This window comes from Clostridium novyi NT, from assembly GCF_000014125.1.
GTDB lineage: Bacteria > Bacillota > Clostridia > Clostridiales > Clostridiaceae > Clostridium_H > Clostridium_H novyi.
Genome location: NC_008593.1, coordinates 1,260,191 through 1,284,211, shown reverse-complemented (window position 1 = coordinate 1,284,211; position 24,021 = coordinate 1,260,191). Strand labels below are relative to the sequence as shown.

Below are 24,021 nucleotides of genomic sequence, written 5' to 3'. Positions count from 1 at the left end.
TTTATACCTTCTTAGATACTATATGTCTTAATATTTTTTATATGATATTTTAATTTTAAGATATGTTTATAGTTTACATTTTAATGTTAAATACATAATAATTATTATGTTAACTAAATATTTTTAAATTAAGTTTACTTTTATAAGTTTTATTATACATAATATTGTTTATGTAAACTGATTTATTTGCTCTAATTTTTGTATGTTTATTTTGTTTAATACAAAAAGGCCCCTTATTTAAGGACCTTTTCTAAAAAATATACTATTTTTTAAACTTGTATTATAATTTATTGATTACAGTTCCTGTGTTATTTACAAAGAAATTATCACATTCATTTCTGAACATTTCTACAGCTTTATCACCTGTACAATGTGAAACACCTATAAGTTTTATATTCATTTCTTTTAGCTTTTCAATTGTCTTATCTATTCTATCTTCGCTAGCTTCTACTAAATGAGTTCCACCTAAAATTCCATATATATTTTTTCCTGTTCTTTTTTCAATATCACTTACTATGTTTAAAATTCCTGGATGAGAACATCCTAGTAATATTAATATACCTTTTTCTGTTTCTATGGTTAATACTACTTCATCTTCAAAAGGATCTATAACATATTCTTCTCCTTTTTTCATCATCATATTAGGATTTAATTTTTCAAAATCATATACCCTGTTGAAGTTTGTAAAAACTTTTATTTTATCTGTAATTTCAGTACAATTAGATACATAATTGATTTGTAACCCTTTATTTTTTATAAAACTTTCATCAAAATTTATACCTATATACTTATATTCTTCACTATCTGAAGAAAAATCTAATTTTTGACTTCCATCTGAATAATGATATTTATCACTATTTATAAAAAACTTATCTCCTACATACATTTTAGGTTTTATATTAAAAGATTCTAAAAATCTTCTTACCCCTCCACAGTGATCATAATGAGCATGACTAAGTACTAAATAATTAGTTTTATTTAGATCGATGTTTAGATCCTTGGCATTTTCAATAAAATCTCCAGTTTTTCCTGTATCAAATAATATGTTTTCACTACCAGTTTCTATAAAAAAAGAAATGCCATGTTCATTATTTAGATTAGTTTTATCTCCTAGTGAATTTTCTATTATGGTTGTTATTTTCATAATAATACTCCTCCCCTTATTTATATTTAAAGCTCAGATGCCATTTTATTAAGCAAAAGTGCTGATTCATTTAAATTATCTATAACAGAAGTTATTTCCTCAATAGAGGAAACTTGTTCTTCAAAAATATTGTTAGAATCATTAATTTTATTGGATATTTCTAAAACTGAATCCTGTATCTTTTTTAGAACTTCATTAATTTGTTTAATTGATTTACTACTAGATACAGAAAGCTTTCTTATCTCATTTGCTACAACACTAAATCCTTTTCCAAATTCTCCTGCTCTTGATGACTCTATAGCAGCATTTAGTCCTAATAAATTGGTCTGAGATGCAATATTTTCAATGAATTTCAAAACTTCATCTGTATTTTTAGCCTCTTTATATGCTTTTTCTACATTATTTTGTATAAAACCGTTATATTCAGAAACACTTTGAACTCCCTTATTTATTTCACTTAAAGCAAGTGTCATTTGTTTTAAAGAATTAGATAAATCATTAGTAAGATTAGTTACTTCATTTTTACGTTTTAAACTTTTTGCAATAACTATAGTTCCTTCTATTTTACCATTTACCTTTACTGGAACTCCCATAGCTTTAACAGAAACTCCAAATACCTCTTTTGGAACCATTACAGATACTGGCTTTCTTGCTTTCAAACATTCATAAGCAGCACATCCTACTGGAATAGGGTCACCACTATTTACTCCTAATTTTATATTTTCACTATCCACTCCTCTTAAAAAATATTCTGTATTAGAAATAGTAAATGCTATCTCGTCTTCAAAGTAATATTGGAAATATGGTATTAAAGCATTAAAAGATCTTATTAAATCGTTTTCTTCTAAAGTTTTTATCATAATTTGTTACTCCTTTATCCATTATTTATTATAAAGTAATAAAAAAATTATATCATACATTCTTACATAATTATACAAAAACCAGCAAATATTATTTTATTTACTGGTTTTTGTATAATTAAAATAATGGTATTATATATGGCTTTTGACTAGTTGGATGTAATACTATATCTACTTTTATATTATATACATTTTTTATATTTTCTTTGGTTAATACTTGTTCACTAGTACCACTGTCAACTATTTTTCCTTTATTCATTAAAACTATATAGTCACTATATGTAGACGCTAAATTTAAATCATGAAGTATTGCAATAACAGTTATTTTTTTATTAATATTCAAAGATTTTAGCTTATTTAATAGCTCTATTTGATATTTTATATCTAAATGAGAAATTGGCTCATCTAATAAAATGATATCAGTGTTTTGACAAATAGCTCTAGCAATTAAAACTCTTTGTCTTTCACCTCCACTTAATGACCTTATATTTTTATCTTTTAATCTCCATACATCTAAAAATTCCATAGCCTCTTTAGCTATATTTAAGTCCTGATAGGTTTCAGTAGAAAATGCTTTTATATATGGAGTTCTACCCATTAATACTATATCCATAACCGAAAAATCAAAATCAATATTAGTATCTTGTGATACAACTGAAATAGATTTAGAAATACTGTTAAAATCCATTTTATTGATATCTTTTTCATTTATAAATATGTGCCCATTCTTCCCCTCAAGTATCTTACATATATTCTTAATAAGTGTTGTCTTTCCCGAGCCATTAGGCCCTATTATACTATAAAATTTTCCTCTTTCTATTTTTATATTTACATCATCCAGTATTTTTTCATTATTATATAAAAATTTAAGCTTTTTAACTTCTATTGGATATATATTTTTCATAATTTAACTCACCTTCTTTTTAGATGAATATAAAATTTTAATAAAAAATGGTACACCAAATAATGATGTGATTATACCAACAGGAATTTCAGTAGGCGGCACCAAAATTCTAGCTAAGGTATCACATATTATTAAAAATATAGCACCTCCTAATGCTGAAAATGGTATTATTACTCTATTATCTGATCCCAATATCATTCTTATTGTATGTGGAATTATAAGTCCTATAAACCCTATTACACCACTTACAGATACAACAAGTGCAACTATTATACTTGAAATAACCATAAGTACTTTTTTTATTTTATCAGTATTAATACCTAAATTTTTAGCTGTATCATCTCCAAGAAGCATTATATTTAAATGTCTTGAAAATATGTATAGTAATACTATTCCTATAAGAATAACGGGTGTTAAAAGTATTATTTGTTCCCAAGTAGCTGCTCCAAGACTTCCCATTGTCCACATTATTATATTTTCTATTTGTTCTCTTTTAAAAATCATAATTAATGATATAAAAGATGAAAGCATAAAGCTTATTGCAATTCCAGCTAATAAAAGCATAGTTGTAGGAATTTTCTTACCTACTCTTGCTATAGAATATACCACTATAACTGTTATAATAGCTCCTATAAATGCACCTATAGCTGTTGCCCCCATACCTAAAAAACTCCCACTTAATCCTAAGATTAAAGTGAGAGTAGCTCCAAAGGCTGCCCCTGATGATACACCTAAAATATAAGGATCAGCCATTGGATTTTTAAAGATACTTTGAAAAGAGGCACCTACAACAGATAGTCCTGAACCTACTAAAGATGCAAGTAAGACTCTAGGTAATCTTAAATTTAATATTATTAATTTAGAAGTTTCTTTTATATTGTTTAAATTAAAATATTTATTTACCATAGGTAATTTGCTTAAAATTATAATAGATGTTTGCTTAAAAGATATATCAGCAACTCCAATATAAGTAGAAAATATAATTAAAATAAATAAAAGTATTACACCTAAAATAAATAAATTATTATAATGCTTCTTCTTTTCAATAAATGACATAGTAAATCCTCTCTTACTTTAAACTTACTGTATTGTTATTTAAATGCCTCTGGATGAATTATTTTTGCTAGTGATTCTAATCCATCTACTACTCTAGGACCTTGTCTATCTAATAAATTATTATCAATTTCTATTAATTTTCCATCTTTAACTGCTTTTAAATCTTTATAGCCTGGTGTTTGTTGTATACCTTTTTTAGCATCAAAATACTTTGAACATATGATTATATCAGGATTTTTTTCAACTAACTTTTCAACACTGTATTTCCATCCCTTAACATCACTTGCTGCATTATTTCCTCCTGCCATTTCTATCATGTTTCCTATGAATGTATCTCCACCTGAAGTGAAATCACCCATTTTACCATAAGAAACTACATAGTAAACTTTAGGTTTGTTTTTATCTTTAATTTTATAATTTATAGAACTAACTTTATTTTTCATATCTGATACTAGCTTATCAGCTTCAGATTTTGCATTTATAACTTCTGCAACCTTGCTTATGGTATCATATACTCCATCAAAAGTTTCAGGACCATATAAAACTACCACTTTTATATTCATTTTTTCTAATTTAGTAAGTACATCTTTTTTAAAATGTGTAGATGCTATTACAACATCTGGTTTTAACTCTACAATCTTTTCTATATTAGGTTCAGTTAAACTACCTATAGCTGTTATATTATTTACTTCTTTTGGGTAATCACAATAATCTGTTCTACCTACAAGCTTATTACCTTTTCCAAGAGCAAATATTGTTTCTGTAATATTAGGTGCTAGAGAAACTATTCTCGTAGGTTCTTTATCAATAGTTACTTCTCTATTATAAGAATCCTTAATTTTAAGAGGATATGTAACACTTACATTTACCTCTTTTTTATTATTTACATTGTTTTTTGTACATCCTGCAAATGAAAATACACATGCCAAAATCATTGCTAGTGCTAAAAATAAACTTAAAAATCTACTACTTTTTTTATTATTTTTTAAAATCATGTTTGTTAACAAGAAAACTTAATTCTCTTGCTTCCTCCCTTCTTATTTATTAAATTATATATTTTATTTAAATATTTTCTTTAACTTTCTTATTAAAAATTCATTACTTTCTCTATCTTTTATAGCAAGTCTAAAATATGAATCAGATAATTTGTAAAATCCTTTAGGAACTCTAATTAATACCCCTTCTTTTATAAGTAATTCTTTTAAATCATAAGCATCTATATCCTCTCTATTTATTTTTAATAAATGAAAGTTTGCATTTGACTTAAATACTGTTAAATCCCTAAATTCTTTTAGTTTATTAAATAAGAATTCTCTTTCTTCATTTATCCACTTTTGAGACTTAGATATATATTCTTTATCTTTAAATATTGTATTTCCTGCTATAACAGCAGCAGTATTTATATTCCATGGTTCTAGTGTTTTTTTTATATTTGCCATATAAGACTGATTTTTGGTAATACCATATCCAAGTCTAATTCCGGGCATTCCAAAAAACTTTGTAGCTGCTCTTACTATAATTAAATTATCATATTCATCTATTAGTGAAGTCATTGTACTTTCTTCATAATTAGGCGTAAACTCTATAAAAGCTTCATCTATAAGAAGTGTACTTGTCTTATCTTTAAGTTTTTTTAATAATTTACATATATCCTCTCTTCTTGTTAAAGTTCCTGTAGGATTATTCGGATTACAAAGTATAACTAGTGAGTTATTTTCAATTCTATGTAAAAGACTATCTATATTCAAAGATAAGTAATTGTCATCAAAAACATCTATTTCTTCACATTCTATTCTATTTAATTTTACAGCTCTTTTATATTCTGAAAAGGTAGGGCTTATAACAAATGCTTTTTTGCATCCTACAGCTCCTATAGCTTTATAAATTATTTCAACAGCACCATTTCCCTGAACTATGTAGTCTATATTGCTAATACCTATATAGTCTTTAATAGTCTCTCTAAGCTCAGTATAATTAATATCTGGGTATTTAATAAAATTATTTATATTTTCTATAAGAGCTTTTTTAAAGCTTTCAGGTACTCCAAACGGGTTTATGTTTGAACTAAAGTCTACTACCTTTGTTTCTATACTGTATATATCACCGCCATGAAAATTCATACTATCTTCTCCTTAATTAATAATAAAATTAATGAAAATATAACTATACTAACAACTGTTGTAGCGTACATTAATATACATGATTTTTTTATATCTTCTTTATTTAATTCTTTTAACTTATCTCCTATTTTAGGCTTATATGTAAGTTTCCCAAAATATGAATTAGTACCTCCTAGCTGGACTTTTAATGCTCCAGCCATGGCAGATTCAGGATAGCCTGCATTAGGACTTGTGTGATTTTTTCTATCTCTTTTTATAATTTTAATACAATTTTTATAGTCTAATCTTAAAACACAAGAACTTATAATCATAAAAATTGCTGTTAGTCTAGCTGGTATGTAATTTACAACATCATCAAACTTTGCTGAAAACCAACCAAAATCAAAGTATATATCTTCTTTGTATCCAACCATTGAATCTAAAGTATTAACCGCCTTATATGCAAGTGCTAAAGGGGCTCCTCCTATGAACATATACATAAGGGGTGCTATAATTCCATCAGAAGTATTTTCTCCTATAGTTTCAACTACTGCCCTTGTGATTTCACCTTCGTCTAAATTTTCAGTATCACGTCCTACTATATAGGATAGTTGCTTTCTTGCTTTTTCTAAATTACCTTTACTTAGTTCTTTATATATTTTTACCCCTTCACTTGAAAGACATTTAGGGGCTATAGCAGTCCACATCATTACTATATTTAAAACATAATATAATTCAACATTTACATCAAAAGCCACTTTTAACACTAAATAACTTATAGTATAAGTAATAGTTACCGTACTTATAGTTAAAACTATTCCAAATATTTTTAAAGCCTTATTATTAAGTTTTAATTTTCTAATTTGTTTTTCAAAAAAGCTTATATATTTTCCTATAAATCTAACTGGATGAGGAAACCAATAGGGATCTCCTAAAATACAATCCAATAAAAACGCTAAATAAATACTAATTATCTGTTTCATCTATTCCCTCATTTACTATTTCATATAATTTTTTCATATCTACATTATTTCTTATTATATCTGCAAGTTTATCATATTCTTCATTTTTAAATTCCCAATAATCCTTTGGAGTTTCTTTTATTTCATCCATACCTGCATTTTTTCTTATGAGATTTAAAAATTTTCTTGTAAACTCTGAATTATCAAATATTCCATGAATATATGTTCCAAAAACTCTTTTATCTTTACTTATAGCTCCATCTATATCATTACATGTTTCTTCATTCCTACTATTAATAACTAAAAAATTGCTGTTATTATCATCTATAAGGGTTTTCCCCATGTGAATTTCATATCCCTTTATATTACAATTAAAAATTTTGTCCCTAGCTTCAGTTAATGTGGTTGTTTTATCTGTTTTTATTTCAGTTACAGAGTTTATTAAATTTAATCCCTCTATTGAAGTTATATTACTTTCTATGTTGTTTGGATCTTTAATTTTGCTACCTAATATCTGAAATCCTCCACAAATTCCAAATACAAAGCTTCCATTTGAATGACAATTAAGTATTGCACTATTCATTCCTGAACTTTTAAGGTATTCCATGTCTTTTATAGTATTTTTACTTCCCGGTATTATAATTAAATTAGGATTTTTTAAGTCTTCCACTTTTTCTATTAACCTAATGCTTACATCATCATACATCTTTAATGGGTTTATATCTGTAAAATTAGACATATGTGGCAGTTTAATTACAGCTACATCAATATCTCCCTTGGAATTAAAATTAAACTTACTCCAATCAGTAGCACTATCTTCATCTTCAAGATTTAAATTAAAGTATGGTATAACACCCAGCACTGGTACTTTAATAATGTCTTCTAACATTTTAAGTCCTGGTTTTAAAATTTCGTAGCTTCCTCTAAATTTATTTATGATAACTCCACGTACCATTTTTCTTTCATCTTCTTTAAGTAACATCATAGTACCAACAATAGATGCAAAAACTCCCCCTTTGTCTATATCTCCTACTAATATTACTGGGGATTTTGCTATTTTAGCCATGCCCATATTTACAAAATCTTCTTTATTTAAGTTTATCTCAGCAGGACTTCCTGCACCTTCAATTACTATTATGTCACTCTCATCACTTAACTTGTTATAAATCTTCGAAACATCCTTTTTTAATTGAGGCTTAAATTTATAATAGTCAACAGCATCCATATTTTTAAATACCTTTCCATTTATTATAACTTGAGATCCTCTATCTGAATTTGGCTTTAATAATATTGGATTCATTTTCACTGATGGAACTTTATTTGATGCCTCCGCTTGCATATATTGAGCTCTACCAATTTCACCACCATCACAAGTTATTGCAGAATTTAGTGACATATTTTGAGATTTAAATGGATTCACATTATACCCATCTTTATAAAATACCCTACAAAGTCCTGTACATAGTATACTCTTTCCAACAGATGAGGCGGTTCCTTGAACCATAATACTTTTGCTTTTCATTATGTATACATCCTTTAACAATTAATTTTTTTAAGTATTGCAAAATCATCAACTATTTCAAACAAGCTATACATTCCATATTCAAATGAAAATCTCCAATAACCATCTTCATTTAATCCAAGTAATATAGATGTTATAACCCTTAATGTACCTTGATGACATACTAACAAAATCTTTTTATCCTTATATTCTTTTAATATAAATTCTAAAGCATTTTTTACTCTTTTATAAAATGTTTTAAAATTCTCTCCTTCTGTGGGATAGGCATTTTTCCAATCCTTTACCCACTGATCCCATTCTTTAGGATAAATTTTTGTAATTTCTTTATAACTAAGTCCTTCCCATTTTCCAAAATCTAATTCTTTAAACTCTTCAAAAATCATTAAATCCTTATATCTACAATTAGCTATTATTTTAGATGAATCTATGGCTCTTTTAAGAGAACTTGTAATTATTACATCAAAATCTAGCTCATTTAACTGACTTAATTTCTTATTTAAATTCTCACATTGAAATATTCCTGTACTAGTTAGTTCACAATCAGTTACACCAAAATATACTTTTTTAGTATTTAACTCTGATTCTCCATGACGTGCTAAATATAATGATGTCATAGTAACCCACATCCTTTAAATGATAATAGCGCTAACATAAATATAATTTCTGCTATTTCATTGGCAGCTCCAAGTGTGTCTCCAGTCATACCATCAATTTTAGAATATATAAGCTTTTTATATATTTCAATGAATAAAACTGTAATTAAGAGTAAAGCTACATACTTATATCCTATAAGCACATATCCTATTGAAATTGATATTATAAATGCAACAATCACTCTAAAAGGTTTTACTTTTCCTACAAATACTCCTCCAAGTCCCCCTTCTTTTCTTGCATAAACAGAAAAACACATAAGTAGTGTAACAACTGTTTTTGCAACTACAGGAGACAATATTAAGGCTATTATTATATATTTTTTGTTTAAACTATTAAGTACTGCATATCTAAGCATAAAGTCAAATACTATAGCTATAGCACCATTAGTTCCAACTCTACTATCTTTCATTATTTCCAGCATTCTTTCTTTTTTTCTTGAAGAAAATATACCATCACAAGTATCTGCAAGACCATCTATATGAAATGCCCCTGTAATAATTGTATTTGCTAAAAGTGCTAATACAATGGGAAGTGTACCTAAAATAAATTTAGATGACACAAAATATACAATAGCATTAAATCCTCCTATTATCAGTCCAACTAGTGGAAGATATGAAATCCCTTTAGCAAAGGAATCTTCTTTTACATCAATTTCTATATTTATAGGAATTCTAGTAAAAAACTGAATCATTAATATTAAATTTTTCATAAATTCTATCCTCACTTAACTTTTATTGGTATACCACATACAACTAAATATACCTCACTTGCCCTTGAGGCTATATATTGATTTATTCTACCTACTATATCCCTATATACTCGTGCTAATTTATTTTCTGGAACTATTCCATAGCCTAATTCATTAGTTACAAGTATCATAGTACTATTTCCTTTAATAGCTTCATTTAAAAGCTTCTCAAAATTTGTTATTATCTTCTTTTCTACTGTATCCAAAGTAGTGTTATCTGCTTCTTCTATTTTATCTCCAATATAATCAAACATAAAATTTGAAGTCATAATAGTTACACAATCAAGTAACATACCATCATATAAATTATTCTTTTCTCTTACTACTTTATCTAAACTTTTGTATCCTTCATAGGTATCCCAAATTTCTGGTCTGCTTTCTTTGTGTTTTTTAACTCTATGCTTCATTTCTTCATCAAATGGTATTGATGTTGCTATGTATAATATTTTTTCTCCAACATTTTTAGCTATATTTTCAGCATAACTACTTTTACCACTTCTTGCTCCACCGGTTACTAATATAATTTTTCCCATTTTTATCACCTTATATCAATTAAATAATCATCAACTATAGATGCTTCTTCAAAAGTTGCCATATTGCACATAATATCAGAAGCTGCATCTATTAAATCAAAGGTTAGTGGACATCCACTTCCTTCTCCTAATCTCATATTAAGATTAAACATAGGTTCTAGTTTAAGTTCCTTCATAATAAGATTAAATCCTGGTTCTTTAGAAGCGTGAGATGGTATCATATATTCTTTAGTTAAAGGATTTAATTTATATGCAATTAATGCAGCAGCACTAGATATAAATCCATCCATAACTATTGGAACTCTATAGTATGCAGCTCCTAAAAAGCAACCAACAAGCCCTGCAATATCAAATCCACCTACTTTAGATAGTACATCAATAGGATCTTCCTTATCTGGATTATTAATTTTTATAGCTTCTTTAATTACCTTCTTTTTATTAATATAAGCTTCTTCTGTAATACCAGATCCTTTTCCAACTGCAATATCAGCACTACATCCTGTAAGAACCATTAATATTGCACTACTTGTGCTTGTATTGCATATTCCCATTTCTCCGGTACCTAAAACACTATAGTTTTCCTTTGTTAACTCTTTAACACTCTCTATACCAATTTCTATAGCTTTTATAGCTTCATCTCTTGTCATAGCACTGCCTTTAACCATATTGTAAGTGCCCATTCTTATTTTCCTATTCACTAAACTAGGATGACTTATTTCTGCATTGATACCAATATCTATAACCTTTATATCCGCATTAGCATGTTTAGATATAACCGCAACTCCAGTTAATCCTTTAAGCATATTAATTGTTTGTATAGCTGTAATTGATTGAGGGCATGCACTCACACCTTCTTCCCATATCCCATTATCAGCAGCCATAACTATAGTACACTTTTTCTTGCACTTATTCTTAACATTACCTGTTATTCCTGATATTTGCATTGCTATATCTTCAAGTCTTCCAAGACTCCCAAGAGGTTTTGCAAGTTTATCCAATCTTTTTAATGCTTTATCCATAATAGTAGTATCTAATGGTTTGATTTCCTTTAAAACAGTCTCTAATAAATTCATGAATTTCCTCCTAAATTCAAAATAAAAAACCGCACCTATTAAGATGCGGGAATATATAAAGCAAGCCAAAAAAGTTGTATCTACAATACAACTTTAACTTTTATATCTTCCCACCGAAGACTTAAATAATCGTACATTAGGCAGGTTTCCTGGCTTATGGATCATATTACTTTCTAACCTTCTCCTTATGGATGGCAATTTAGATTTCATCCTCATTTACAGTAGCGGGGGCTGCAGTGGATTTTAACCACTTTCCCTTTTACCTCTTATAATAGAGCACCTAATGACTTATTTAATTTTCTCAATTGAAAACTGTTGTGATTATATCATTTATTATATGTAAAATCAAATTACCATCCTACTTGAACATGATTATCATCATAATGACTGGTATCATTTTGAAAAACTAAGTTATATTTTCCGTCAGCAACATCAATTTTAGTAAGACTAGTTTGTCCCATTACAGGAAGCTTTACAATATCATCAAGTGTCATATTTTCATTAAAATAATGAAGTAGCATTTTTAATGTCATTCCATGTGTAACTATTAGTATCTTTTTATCTTTGTTTTTTCCTAGTATCTCGTTCATTGTAATATCTATTCTCTTTATAAGATCATCGTATGTTTCTCCACCAAAAGGCTTATATTCCTTAGGACTATTAAATAAATTATCTAATTCTTTGGTATACATAGGGTTTTTCTCTATTTCATCAATGGTTAATCCTTCCCAATCACCATAGTTAAATTCCTTTAATCCATCATGCTTTATAATTTCAATATCCTTATTTCCTTTTATAATTTCTGCTGTTTTATATGCTCTTTCTATAGGACTTGAATAAATAACGTCTATTTCAGTATCCTTAAGTCTCTCACTTAATGCTTTAGCCTGGGAAATTCCAAGTTCCGTTAAAGGAGAGTTCTTCCACCCTTGTAATCTCTTATTTAAATTCCACTCAGTTTGTCCATGTCTAGTTAAATATATTGTAGTCATATATTAATTCACCTCTTATATTTTTAGTATTTTTATTATATCATATATTTTAATAATTAAAAAAATCTCTGCACCTTATAGTGTAGAGATTTTGTTTTTAAAGTTATTTTAAAAGTAGTACTTTATTAGTACTTTAATTGAATACCTTGATTTTTAGTAACATTTAGATTTATTATTTCCTCTTGGAATGCTTTAAGTAAAGCTTTTTCCAAAACTTTTTCTTCATCAAAATTAGGAATATCCCTACAAATAGCAAATACCTTTTTAACATCACCTGTTACATTTCTATAAGTTAATATAACATTTGGCTTATCATATTTTACTTCTAATATTTTTATTCCTAATGTTAATTTTGAGTAATTTTCTTTGTTTACTTTTAATTCTATTAGTTCACTTAGCTTTTTAACATCTTCGTGTTGATTTTCAATTATTATTAATTCTTCCCCTACTTTATACTTACTCATAACAATTCCTCCTTAAATCTTAATATTTGTATATTAAATATTACATAACCATTTAATTAGTATAATATTTAGTTAACTAAATTATTTATATCTTTCACATAATATTTAATAAATTTAATTAAATTTATTAAATATTTAATTCTGTATCACTATTATATCATATTTATTAATAATATTATATAACAACTTTGACAAAAAATAAACAATAAGATTTTTTAAAATATTTTTATTATTTATTAATATTCTTTTTTAATTTTGTAATTTAATTTCATACTAATTAATGAATAAAATTATCTCTTACATCCATTTGAGTAATCATATCATATAGGAGGCTTTTTAAGCAATAGGAAAACTGCTAAAACTATAAACTTATGTAGTTTTAGCAGTTTTTTATGTTAACCTATTCCACCATAAAATATTCCAAGAACATATACTATAATTCTTTTCTTATTATTTCTGATACTACAGCCATATCAACGTTTCCACCACTTACTAATAAAGCAACTTTCTTTCCATCAACTTTTATCTTTCCTGCCAAAAGTGCTGCTAAAGGTGATGCACCAGCTCCTTCTGCTAATAATTTTCCTCTTTGCATAAGTTGGAACATAGCATGAGCTATTTCATCTTCAGTTATAGTAACTACTTCATCAACATATTTTTGCATATATTGGAATGATACATCTCCTGGAGTTTGTACAGATATACCATCAGCTAAAGATTTAGCACCGGTTACAGTAACTACCTTTCCAGCTTCTAATGAAGCTTTTGTAGAAGCTATTATTTCGGGTTGTACTCCTATTATTTTAACACTTGATTTTATAAATTTTGCAGCTACAGCTATACCTGATATTAATCCGCCACCGCCAATAGGTACAACGATTCCATCTACATATGGTAAGTCTTCTAATATTTCAAGACCTATAGTTCCTTGTCCAGCCATTACATCTTCATCATTAAAAGGATGAACAAATGTAGCTCCAGTTTCTTTTTGTATTTCAACAGCTTTTGCATAACATTCATCATAAACTTGACCATATTGAACAACTTCTGCTCCATATCCTTTAGTAGCTTCAACCTTAGCTTGTGGTGCTGTAGCTGGCATAACTATTGTTGATTTTACTCCAAACGCAGTAGCTGCATATGCAACACCTTGAGCATGGTTACCAGCTGATGAAGCTATTACTCCACATTTTTTTTGTTCTTCTGTTAAATTAACTATTTTATTATAAGCTCCTCTTAATTTAAAAGCTCCTGTTTTTTGTTTGTTTTCACATTTTAAATAAACTTCATATCCACTTATTTTTGAGAATGTACTTGTGTAAAATAATGGAGTTCTTCTTGCTACTCCTTTAATATTTTCTTGAGCTTGTTTTATTTTTTTTAAATCTAATGTCATTATATCCTCCTCCTTATTTTGAAATCGATTACATCAAGCTAATAATTGTCACAATTCTTAACCTTTTAGGTATATTGTATTAAATTCCGTTTGCAAGGTTATTTTTCTGTTATTTTATGTTTAAAGAAATTATAAATTTCTATTTTCATTTTCAATTACAGTTTAATTTTATTAATTGTCACTACTTTTTATGAAAAAAACAACAAAATTTTTTGACAGAAAAACACATGTTTTTGTATCGGATACACTTTTAAACTAATTCCTTACTATGCTATACCTTATTTATGTAATAATATATTTTTATATTTTAAATATTTTTGGAATTTAAAACATAATAATCTAATATTTTATTATTAAGCGATATAATTATTGATAAATAGTCAGCAACTCCTTTGCGATATGATTGAATAATTATATTAAAGCAAAGGTGCTGAATATTTTCATTTATATATTAATAGGCAAAATGCAAGTTTATTGTTTATTAAATTAGATTATTGTCAATAAAATTTTAAATCCATTTATTAAATACTAGTGTGTAAATTTTATATTTTATTTATTATTTTAATAATATATAATCACTACCCTTAATAATATATACTAATAAACTTTTAATCTAAGCTCATTATGCATCATTTAACATATTAATTAAATTATTTGGTTCTATTAATTAATTATAATAATTTAACTATCTCAATCTCAAAATTACGAATTTAAGCATTAGCTTAGATTGATTTTACATGTAAATTTAAAATTTTACAAAAGTAACCACTTAAATGTTCTTTTTTTAGCCTTTAGGTTGCTAATAGTAAGCTAGCTTTTTTAATACTATTAAGTTTAATTGCTGCAACTTCAACTAAAGCATTTAGAATAACAGAAACAAAATATCTTACACCTTTAAAATTATTATTGCAATCGATTACATACTCATATGGATATGAAATAGCTTGCCTTTTACTTAAATAAGTATACGTTTACATTTTCTATTACCACATTTATAACGGGTATATTTAGGATGATCATGATGAATATAAATTGCTTTGCCACATAAAAAACAACCTTTACATTGATATTTTTGATTTCCTTCTTTGTTCTCCCCAAACTTTATTTAGTTTATGACTGTGGCATGTAGGACATTTTAATCTAGCTTTTGACATTGGACTATTCTCCTTTCCCATGGGAGGTAATGATTTTATGGCGAAACTATTGTAACTCTAGGGATGAGATAGTTCAGTGTTCATATAACTTAACAAAACAAATTATTTTTCAAGGGGGTATTTTAATGAAAAAATTAGGTTTAATACCTAAAATTGTAATCGCTATTATCCTAGGTTTTATTTTTGGTAGATATCTACCAGTAAGTTTCTGTAGAGTTTTTGTTACATTCTCATCTATATTTGGTAATTTCTTAAACTTCGCAATTCCACTTATAATTATAGGTTTCATAGTAGCTGGTATTGCAGATCTTGGATCTGGCGCTGGTAAACTATTAGGCATCACTATATTAGTAGCATATGTCTTTACGTTAATTTCTGGAGCTTATGCAGTACTAGCAGGAAAATTATTTTTACCTCATATTATTAATTCTAGTGAATTAGGTGCCATGCAAAATGCAAAACCAGATTTAAAAGCTTTCTTTACAATGGAAATGACTCCAATAATGGATGTTACTGCTGCCCTTATTTTAGCTTTTATAATGGGTCTTGGTATTGCAAAGGTTCAAAACAAAACATTAAAAGATGCATTTATAGGATTCCAACAAATAGTAACCGCTACTATAGAAAAAGTAGTTATTCCATTACTTCCTATACACATTTGCGGTATTTTTACTAATATGTCTTACACAGGAAAAGCTTCTACAGTATTTCATGTATTTTGGAAAGTATTCATAATCATACTTTGTCTTCACTATTCTATGCTATTATTCCAATTTATGTTTGGATGTAGTTGTAGTAAAAAGAATTTAATATTTTCTTTAAAATCTCAGGTTAAAGGTTACTTAACAGCACTTGGAACTCAATCCTCAGCTGCTACTATTCCTGTAAACTTACAATGTGCAGAACAAATAGGCACTACTAAAGGAATAAGAGATTTCGTTATACCACTTTGTGCTACTTGTCATTTATCAGGAAGTACAATAACTATCACAACTTGTGCACTATCTGTAGCCATGTTAAATGGAATGCATATAACAATGGGAACAATAATTGGATTCGTAGCAATGTTAGGTGTTACTATGGTTGCTGCTCCTGGAGTTCCTGGTGGTGCAGTAATGGCATCACTAGGTCTTTTAAAAGCAAATTTACATTTTTCTCCATCAATGACTGGTTTAATGATTGCTTTGTATATAGCTCAAGATAGTTTTGGTACTGCTTGTAATATAAGTGGTGATCAAGCTGTTGCTATGGTTGTTGATTCATTTCAAAAGAAATTTTCAAAACAACATCCAGTAGATACAGCATCTAATTAATAAAAAAAGCCTTTAAAAAGACTAAGGCTGTTGACAAATTATGTTTATCAACAGCCTGACTGCTAAAACTATAAACTTATATAGTTTTAGCAGTTTTTATGTTAACCTATTCCACCATAAAATATTCCAAGAACATATACTATAATTGTTAAACCACAAAATACATATTTAGTCATAGGAGTAAACCAATTTCCTACTTCATGCTTACAACCTAATTGAACTTGTTCCTTTGCAAATTCAGAACCACAAATCCAGAAAAACATTATTCCTGCAAGAAGAGCCCCTAATGGTATTACATAAATAGATATTATATCCATCCATACTCCAAGTTTGTCTGCTTCTTCAAGAAATGTTCCTGAAATTACGCTTATTATAGCAATTGTAGAAACGGCACTTATTCTACTAAAATTAAATCTTTCTTGAAGTGCTTCTATTGAAGCTTCAAATAAATTTATTAGTGATGTAACTCCTGCAAATAAAACAGCTAAAAAGAATATAACAGAAAATATTCTTCCAAAAGGCATTTGTTTAAATACGCTAGGCATTGTAATAAACATAAGTGGTGGACCTGCTGATGGATTCATACCAAATGCAAATACAGATGGTATAATAACAAAAGCTGCTAACATAGCTGCAATAGTATCAAATAGTGTTACATACTTTGCACTTTCTACAATATCTTCTGTCTTTTTTAGATAACTTCCATAAACTACCGTTCCCGATCCTGCCAAAGATAAAGAAAAAAAGGCTTGTCCGAGAGCGAAAACCCATGTCTTAGGGTTCATTAAGCATATCCATTTAGGTACTAGTAGATATCCGTATCCTTTAATTGCACCTGGTAACATTACAACACGTATAGCTAAAATCAAAAATAATATAAAAAAAGCTGGCATCATAATTTTATTAACTTTTTCTATCCCCTTAGATACACCCATAAGCATAACAATAAATGTTAGTGCTAATGCCAAAAGATGCCAAACAAGACTTCCATATTGTCCTGAAATAACTTCAAAATATTTAACACTATCTGTTGAGCTTGTGAGCTGTCCACTAATACTTCCTATTGTAAATCTAAGAATCCAACCTACAACAACAGAATATCCTATAGCAATACCTAATGATCCTACTATAGGGATAAGCCCAAGAATATCTCCATGCTTTTTTCCTCTTCTATTTAATGCTTTTTTAAAAGCACCAACTGGTCCAGTTTCCATAGCACGTCCAAAAGACATTTCCCCTATAACACCAGTAAAACCTATAATTATTACAAATATAAAATAAGGTACTAAAAAAGCTGCTCCTCCAAATTGTCCTACTCTATAAGGAAACATCCAAATATTACCCATACCTACAGCTGAACCAATACATGCCAATATAAATCCTGTTTTAGAATCAAATTTATCCCTACTTACTTTATCATTAGAATTTTGGGAACTATTTTTTAAAATATTTTTACTCATAATTTCACTCCTTATGATACTAAAAAAATAATAAAAATCTTATTTTCATTAATTTAAATTAAAATAAATTAATCTTTTTCCTAAATTTTATTTTTTTATTAAGCTACAGTGAAATTTTAATAAAAAGTAAAAAATATTATATAAATTTTTAAATAACGCTTATATAATTATATAACTTGTAGGTATTTTAAAAAATGTCTATTGGTTTTTAAATTATATCCATATATGATATAATGTAGCTGTTGTTAAAATTATATTTAATAAAGCGATTGCAAAATTACAAATGTATAATTGCAATCGCTACTTTGTTGTTTACTAATATAATATTTTTTTACATGAATTTTTACAAATTTATTCTATTGGTTTTAATCTAGCTGTAAAATGTCTTAAAACTTTTGGTTCATAAGTAAATTCTAATCCCTTTAATGATTTTGCTTTGTCTTTAATTGATATTAAGGCATCTGCGATTACATCCATATGATCGTTTGTATATACTCTTCTTGCAATTGTAAGTCTTACAAGTTCAAGTGGTGATTCCAGTTGTTCACCTGTTTCAGGATCTCTACCTAATAAGAAAGATCCAACTTCAACAGCTCTAACCCCTGATTCTAAATATAAAGCATTACATAAAACTTGAGCTGGGAATTGATAATAAGGAATGTGTGGAAGAACTTTTTTAGCGTCTACAAATACAGCATGTCCTCCTGTTGGATATTGAATTGGTATTCCACCTTCTTTTAATCTGCTTCCTAAATATGCAACTTGAGACACTCTATAATCAAGATAATCATAATTTATTCCTTCATATAATCCTCTAGCTAAGCACTCCATATCTCTACCAGCAAGTCCACCATAAGTTATAAATCCTTCCATTGGAACTACACTAGATTGAACTGCAGTAAATAATTCTTTATCTTCTTTTATTCCACATAAACCACCTATATTTACTATAGCATCTTTTTTAGCACTCATTGTAAAGCCTTCTGCATATGAAAACATTTCTCTAACAATTTCTTTTATAGTCTTATCTTTATATCCTTCTTCTCTTTGTTTTATGAAGTATGCATTTTCAGCAAATCTAGCTGCATCTATAAATATTCTTATTCCATACTTTTTAGCTAAAGAATTTGTAGCTCTTAAATTAGCCATTGATACAGGTTCTCCACCTGCACTGTTACAAGTTATTGTCATAAGTATAAAAGCTATCTTATCAGCACCTTTTTCCTTTATAAAGTTTTCCATTTTTTCAAGATCAAAATTACCTTTCCAATCAAAATATGTTTCTGTGTCAAATGCTTTTTCTGTTACAAAATTTAATGCTCTACCACCATTTAATTCTATATGAGCTTTTGTAGTATCAAAATGCATATTTCCAAGTACATATTGTCCTTTTTCTTTTATAAGATTAGAGAATAATACTTTTTCTGCACCTCTACCTTGATGAGTTGGCACAACATAATTATAATCAAATATGTCTTTAACTGCATCAACTATATGATAATAACTTTTACTACCAGCATAAGCTTCATCTCCTTGCATAAGCCCAGCCCATTGATTATCACTCATTGCCCCTGTTCCACTGTCTGTTAAAAGGTCTATATATACATCTTCAGATTTTAATAAAAATGGATTGTATCCTGCATTTTTTAGTGCCTTTATTCTTTGTTCTTTAGTTGTAATGGTAAGAGGTTCTACCATTTTAATTTTAAAAGGTTCTGGTTTTCTAATCATTTTAAATCCCCCCAAATATAATATTTTATATATTAAAATTAATAATTTTAATATCAATTAACTTTTGAAAACCTTTTCGTAATTAATTTTAACATATTTGTAATTTATTTACAATAACCTATTTTAAGTATAAATGAAGAAATCCTATATTACTATAGGATTTCTTCATTTATACTATCTTAGTTGTCCATTCTTCACAATTCCATATATCTGTTACTACATCTCTATAAAATTCTGGTTCGTGGCAAACTAAAAGTATTGTTCCATTGTATTCTTTTAACGCTCTTTTTAATTCATCCTTTGCATCAACATCTAAATGGTTAGTAGGCTCGTCTAATATTAATATATTACTTTCCCTATTTATAAGCTTACAAAGTCTAACTTTAGCTTGTTCTCCTCCACTTAGGACATTTACTCTACTTTCTATATGTTTAGTTGTAAGTCCACATTTAGCTAATGCTGAACGCACTTCATATTGAGTAAGTGACGGAAACTCTTCCCAAATTTCTTCTATACAAGTATGATTATTATTACCTTTTATTTCTTGTTCAAAATATCCAATAAGTTGATAATCGCCAAGTTCAACTTCTCCACTTATAGGTTTTATCTGTCCCATTAAACTTTTTAGAAGAGTACTTTTACCAAGTCCATTTGCACCAACTAATGCTATTTTTTGTCCTCTTTCCATAGTTAAATTTAAAGGCTTTGAAAGTGGTTCATCATACCCTATTACTAAATCTCTAGTTTCAAATATCATTTTTCCAGATGTTCTACCTTTTTTAAAGTTAAACTCTGGCTTTGGTTTTTCGGATGTAAGTTCTATTCTTTCCATCTTATCTAATTTCTTTTGTCTTGATTTTGCCATTCCTGTTGTTGCAACTCTAGCCTTATTTCTAGCAACAAAGTCTTCAAGTTTTGCTATTTCTTGTTGTTGTCTTGCATAAGCTGCTTCTAATTGTTTTTTATTTGCTTCATATATTCTCTTAAAGTTATTGTAGTCACCTACATATCTTGTTAATTTCAAATTATCTAAATGATAAATTAAATTTATTACGCTATTTAGGAATGGAATATCGTGTGATATTAATATAAAAGCATTTTCATAGTTTTGAAGAAATCTTTTTAACCATTCTATATGCGCTTCATCTAAATAGTTTGTAGGCTCATCAAGTAATAAAATATCAGGCTTTTGAAGTAGTAACTTTGCAAGAAGTATTTTTGTTCTTTGTCCTCCACTTAAGTCATGCACATCTTTATCTAATCCTATATCACTAATTCCAAGACCAGATGCTACTTCTTCTATTTTTGCATCTATTATATAAAAATCACTATTATCTAAAATATCTTGTATATCTCCCATATCTTCTAGTAATTTTTCTAATTCTTCTGGAGATGCATCTGCCATTTTTTCTGTTATATCTAGCATTTCTTTTTCTAATGTAAATAACTCATCAAAAGCTTCTCTTAAAACCTCTCTAATTGTTTTACCCTTTTTAAGGTTTGCGTGTTGATCCATATACCCAACCTTAACTCTGTTACTCCATTGTATCTTTCCCTCATCAGGCATAAGATTTCCTGTGATTATATTCATAAAGGTAGACTTACCTTCTCCATTAGCTCCTATAAGTCCAATATGTTCTCCTTTTAAAAGTCTAAATGATACATCATCAAATATTGCTCTATCACCAAATCCGTGACTCATATTTTTAACTGTTAATATACTCATACTATTATTTATGTTCTCCCTTCTAGTAACTAATATATTTTTCTCTTACAATATAATATATTAGTTTTAGAAAACTTTAAAGAAATTTTTTATTAAAAATTAAAAAGAATAGCCTAAAACTATAAGCTATTCTTGTTTAAGTGAATTTTCATACTGATTTACTTTTTTTCTAAACCATTTTCCTAGATATATATTTAACACTGCCATAATTGGTGATGCAAGTAGCATTCCTATAACACCAAATACGCTTCCAAATATGGTTATACCTAATATAACTAGAAATGGACTAACCCCTACACTAGTGCTTACAAGCTTGGGTTCAAGTATCCATGCATCAAATTGTTGTAATAAAATTAAAAATACTAAAATTCCAATTGCTCGTTTAGGATCATAAAAAATATTTATGACAACTGGAGGTATCATACCCATAAAAGGTCCAAAGTACGGTATCATATTTGTAATCATAACTATAATAGATAATATAAGTACATAAGGAGTTTTAAAAATCATAAGACCTATAAAACATATAATACCTATTATAAATGAATCTATTGCCTTTATTCCTATATAAGTTCCAACCATAGTATGAACAGTTTTTATAAAACTTATAAACTTATTTCCTTTATTTTCTTTTAATAATATATAAACTAATTTTGTAGCTATATCTTGAAACTTCTCTTTATCATATAACATATATATTGATATTATAAGTCCAAACAAAAAATTAATTAAGGACGTTGTAGTTGAAACTATTGTCGATAATAATAAAGATATCCATTCTGAAGACATAATACTAAGCTTTTCTATCCACTTTCCAGAATTGTTTCTTAAAATACTTCCTGAACCTATAAGTTTACTTGGAATATGGCTACTAGTCCAAGAATACATCTTTTGTGCAAATTCAGGTATATTATCGATCATATCAATTCCACTATTAAAAACTTTTGGAATTATTGTTATTGAAAAAACAGTTATTAAGCTCATAACTAAAATGTATGTACATACTATACTTGTTCCTCTATTAAACTTTAGTCTTTTTTCTATGAACTTCATTATCGGATTTAAAACATAAGCTATTGTAAACGCTAAAATAAATGGGGTCAGTATATTTATTATATCACCTAATATTTTTAAGATAAATTTATAATTAATTATAAGCTGAATGGCTATAAAAGATATTATTACAGCTACTATTATGTCATAATACTTAATCCTTTTTATATTAAACAAACTATTTTCCTCCTTTGTCTTTAATACTAATTGTCGTATAATTATAACACAAATTCTATTGTATAATTTAATTTTTAATAAATTTCTAAAACAATAAAAAGAACTTTAAGAAATGTATGAATTCTTAAAGTTCTTCTTGTTATTATTATTTGCTCATTCCAACGAAGATACCTGATAAATATGGTATTAACCAAATTATCCAAACAACTATACTAAATTTGTGAAATGTTCTCTTTGATTGTTCACTATTTCTTACTAATACAATAGTAGCCCATATAGCATGGAATAACATAAGTATTATAGCAAGCAATCCTGTTATACCATGTATATTCACCTCAAACATAGAACCTGCTATTTTCCCCATAAAACTTGTCCCTAATGTATCGCATACAAGTCCACACCAAAATACAACTACATGCCATACCTTTAATGTACCTGTTTCTTTTCTGAAAAAACTCCAATTGTATAAAATATAAGAGCTAAAGTTATAAAAACTATTGCTTTTGCTAACATAACCATTACACATCCTCTCTACGTAATCAAGTTTAATTTTTACTTATAATTTTACAAATGTTTTTCTACTACCTTTAATAAAGAACTTAAATGATTGTCTATGCTAATTAAATCTTCTTTAGAAACATTACTGAATATATTTTCAAAACAATTATTCATTATATGCTTTATATCTTTAGCTAAGCTTAATCCCTCATCTGAAAAAACTATATATACAATTCTTTTATCTTCATTGCTCCTTATTCTTTTGATTATATTCATATTCTCTAATCTATTTAGAATACCAGATACAGTAGCTTTAGTAACACTCATTTCTTCACTAAGTTCAGATACAGTTACCTTCTTTCTATGTGCTATAAATTTTATAGCTGTAATTTGAGGAACAGTTAATCCTATATTTTTTAGTTCCTCTGTAACTTTATAATTTATTTTAGAATTTATTTCTTTAATAAGTAATGCAATTTTAAAACCAGATGTACAATTCATA

Annotated in this window: 20 protein-coding genes, 2 pseudogenes and 1 riboswitch; of the genes and pseudogenes, 1 reads left to right on the top strand and 21 read right to left on the bottom strand. The window is 27.6% G+C overall.

Annotation, left to right across the window (positions count from 1 at the left end):
* Nucleotides 1-280: 280 nt before the first annotated feature.
* The 15 genes and pseudogenes from NT01CX_RS06000 to ilvA form a co-directional block, all read right to left on the bottom strand.
* The gene (locus tag NT01CX_RS06000; RefSeq protein WP_011722161.1) at nt 281-1,144 is read right to left on the bottom strand and encodes an MBL fold metallo-hydrolase; all 864 of its coding nucleotides are present in this window, start codon (nt 1,142-1,144) and stop codon (nt 281-283) included.
* 26 nt (nt 1,145-1,170) lie between these two features.
* Nucleotides 1,171-2,004 carry a methyl-accepting chemotaxis protein gene (locus NT01CX_RS05995; protein ID WP_011722160.1) on the bottom strand — a complete coding sequence of 278 codons (834 nt, stop codon included), beginning with the start codon at nt 2,002-2,004 and terminating at the stop codon, nt 1,171-1,173.
* Between the two features lie 118 nt (nt 2,005-2,122).
* On the bottom strand, nt 2,123-2,908 hold the full coding sequence (locus NT01CX_RS05990; protein WP_011722159.1) for an ABC transporter ATP-binding protein: 786 nt from the start codon (nt 2,906-2,908) through the stop codon (nt 2,123-2,125).
* 3 nt (nt 2,909-2,911) lie between these two features.
* Nucleotides 2,912-3,964, bottom strand: coding sequence for a FecCD family ABC transporter permease (locus NT01CX_RS05985; protein WP_011722158.1), 1,053 nt, complete (start codon nt 3,962-3,964; stop codon nt 2,912-2,914).
* A gap of 35 nt (nt 3,965-3,999) precedes the next feature.
* Complete coding sequence (locus NT01CX_RS05980) at nt 4,000-4,959, bottom strand: ABC transporter substrate-binding protein (protein ID WP_011722157.1); 960 nt, start codon at nt 4,957-4,959, stop codon at nt 4,000-4,002.
* Between the two features lie 63 nt (nt 4,960-5,022).
* Complete coding sequence (locus NT01CX_RS05975; protein ID WP_011722156.1) at nt 5,023-6,084, bottom strand: pyridoxal phosphate-dependent aminotransferase; 1,062 nt, start codon at nt 6,082-6,084, stop codon at nt 5,023-5,025.
* Entirely contained in the window at nt 6,081-7,046 is a 966-nt protein-coding gene (locus NT01CX_RS05970; protein ID WP_011722155.1) for a cobalamin biosynthesis protein, read from the bottom strand. Before NT01CX_RS05970 ends, NT01CX_RS05975 begins: the two co-directional genes overlap by 4 nt.
* Nucleotides 7,030-8,547 (bottom strand): cobyric acid synthase, encoded by a 1,518-nt coding sequence (locus NT01CX_RS05965; protein ID WP_011722154.1) that lies wholly within the window; start codon nt 8,545-8,547, stop codon nt 7,030-7,032. Before NT01CX_RS05965 ends, NT01CX_RS05970 begins: the two co-directional genes overlap by 17 nt.
* Before the next feature lie 14 nt (nt 8,548-8,561).
* Nucleotides 8,562-9,161 (bottom strand): alpha-ribazole phosphatase, encoded by a 600-nt coding sequence (cobC, locus tag NT01CX_RS05960; protein WP_011722153.1) that lies wholly within the window; start codon nt 9,159-9,161, stop codon nt 8,562-8,564.
* Entirely contained in the window at nt 9,158-9,910 is a 753-nt protein-coding gene (gene cobS / locus NT01CX_RS05955; RefSeq protein ID WP_011722152.1) for an adenosylcobinamide-GDP ribazoletransferase, read from the bottom strand. Before cobS ends, cobC begins: the two co-directional genes overlap by 4 nt.
* Before the next feature lie 11 nt (nt 9,911-9,921).
* Nucleotides 9,922-10,482 carry a bifunctional adenosylcobinamide kinase/adenosylcobinamide-phosphate guanylyltransferase gene (gene cobU, locus NT01CX_RS05950; RefSeq protein ID WP_011722151.1) on the bottom strand — a complete coding sequence of 187 codons (561 nt, stop codon included), beginning with the start codon at nt 10,480-10,482 and terminating at the stop codon, nt 9,922-9,924.
* A gap of 5 nt (nt 10,483-10,487) precedes the next feature.
* Nucleotides 10,488-11,555, bottom strand: coding sequence for a nicotinate-nucleotide--dimethylbenzimidazole phosphoribosyltransferase (gene cobT / locus NT01CX_RS05945; protein WP_011722150.1), 1,068 nt, complete (start codon nt 11,553-11,555; stop codon nt 10,488-10,490).
* A gap of 121 nt (nt 11,556-11,676) precedes the next feature.
* Nucleotides 11,677-11,854, bottom strand: a riboswitch (cobalamin riboswitch).
* 51 nt (nt 11,855-11,905) lie between these two features.
* Nucleotides 11,906-12,547 carry a histidine phosphatase family protein gene (locus NT01CX_RS05940; RefSeq protein ID WP_011722149.1) on the bottom strand — a complete coding sequence of 214 codons (642 nt, stop codon included), beginning with the start codon at nt 12,545-12,547 and terminating at the stop codon, nt 11,906-11,908.
* 125 nt (nt 12,548-12,672) lie between these two features.
* The gene (locus tag NT01CX_RS05935; protein ID WP_011722148.1) at nt 12,673-13,011 is read right to left on the bottom strand and encodes a hypothetical protein; all 339 of its coding nucleotides are present in this window, start codon (nt 13,009-13,011) and stop codon (nt 12,673-12,675) included.
* 436 nt (nt 13,012-13,447) lie between these two features.
* Nucleotides 13,448-14,407 (bottom strand): annotated as a pseudogene (gene ilvA / locus NT01CX_RS05930) (threonine ammonia-lyase); the annotation flags it as partial.
* A 1,279-nt stretch (nt 14,408-15,686) separates the two neighbouring features.
* Here ilvA and NT01CX_RS05925 point away from each other — a divergent pair.
* Nucleotides 15,687-16,874: a dicarboxylate/amino acid:cation symporter gene (locus NT01CX_RS05925; protein WP_011722146.1), complete on the top strand. Its 1,188-nt coding sequence runs from the start codon at nt 15,687-15,689 to the stop codon at nt 16,872-16,874.
* Nucleotides 16,875-16,975: 101 nt separating this feature from the next.
* Here NT01CX_RS05925 and NT01CX_RS05920 read toward each other — a convergent pair whose 3' ends face one another.
* The 6 genes and pseudogenes from NT01CX_RS05920 to NT01CX_RS05895 form a co-directional block, all read right to left on the bottom strand.
* Nucleotides 16,976-18,334: a sodium-dependent transporter gene (locus NT01CX_RS05920; protein ID WP_011722145.1), complete on the bottom strand. Its 1,359-nt coding sequence runs from the start codon at nt 18,332-18,334 to the stop codon at nt 16,976-16,978.
* A 351-nt stretch (nt 18,335-18,685) separates the two neighbouring features.
* Nucleotides 18,686-20,065 carry a tryptophanase gene (locus tag NT01CX_RS05915; protein ID WP_011722144.1) on the bottom strand — a complete coding sequence of 460 codons (1,380 nt, stop codon included), beginning with the start codon at nt 20,063-20,065 and terminating at the stop codon, nt 18,686-18,688.
* A 169-nt stretch (nt 20,066-20,234) separates the two neighbouring features.
* Nucleotides 20,235-21,791, bottom strand: a complete 1,557-nt coding sequence (locus NT01CX_RS05910; RefSeq protein ID WP_011722143.1) for an ABC-F family ATP-binding cassette domain-containing protein — start codon at nt 21,789-21,791, stop codon at nt 20,235-20,237.
* Between the two features lie 126 nt (nt 21,792-21,917).
* Entirely contained in the window at nt 21,918-23,021 is a 1,104-nt protein-coding gene (locus NT01CX_RS05905) for an AI-2E family transporter (RefSeq protein WP_011722142.1), read from the bottom strand.
* Nucleotides 23,022-23,166: 145 nt separating this feature from the next.
* Nucleotides 23,167-23,534, bottom strand: a pseudogene (locus NT01CX_RS05900) (HsmA family protein).
* A 51-nt stretch (nt 23,535-23,585) separates the two neighbouring features.
* Nucleotides 23,586-24,020, bottom strand: coding sequence for a MarR family winged helix-turn-helix transcriptional regulator (locus NT01CX_RS05895; RefSeq protein ID WP_011722139.1), 435 nt, complete (start codon nt 24,018-24,020; stop codon nt 23,586-23,588).
* Between the last annotated feature and the right edge of the window lies 1 nt (nt 24,021).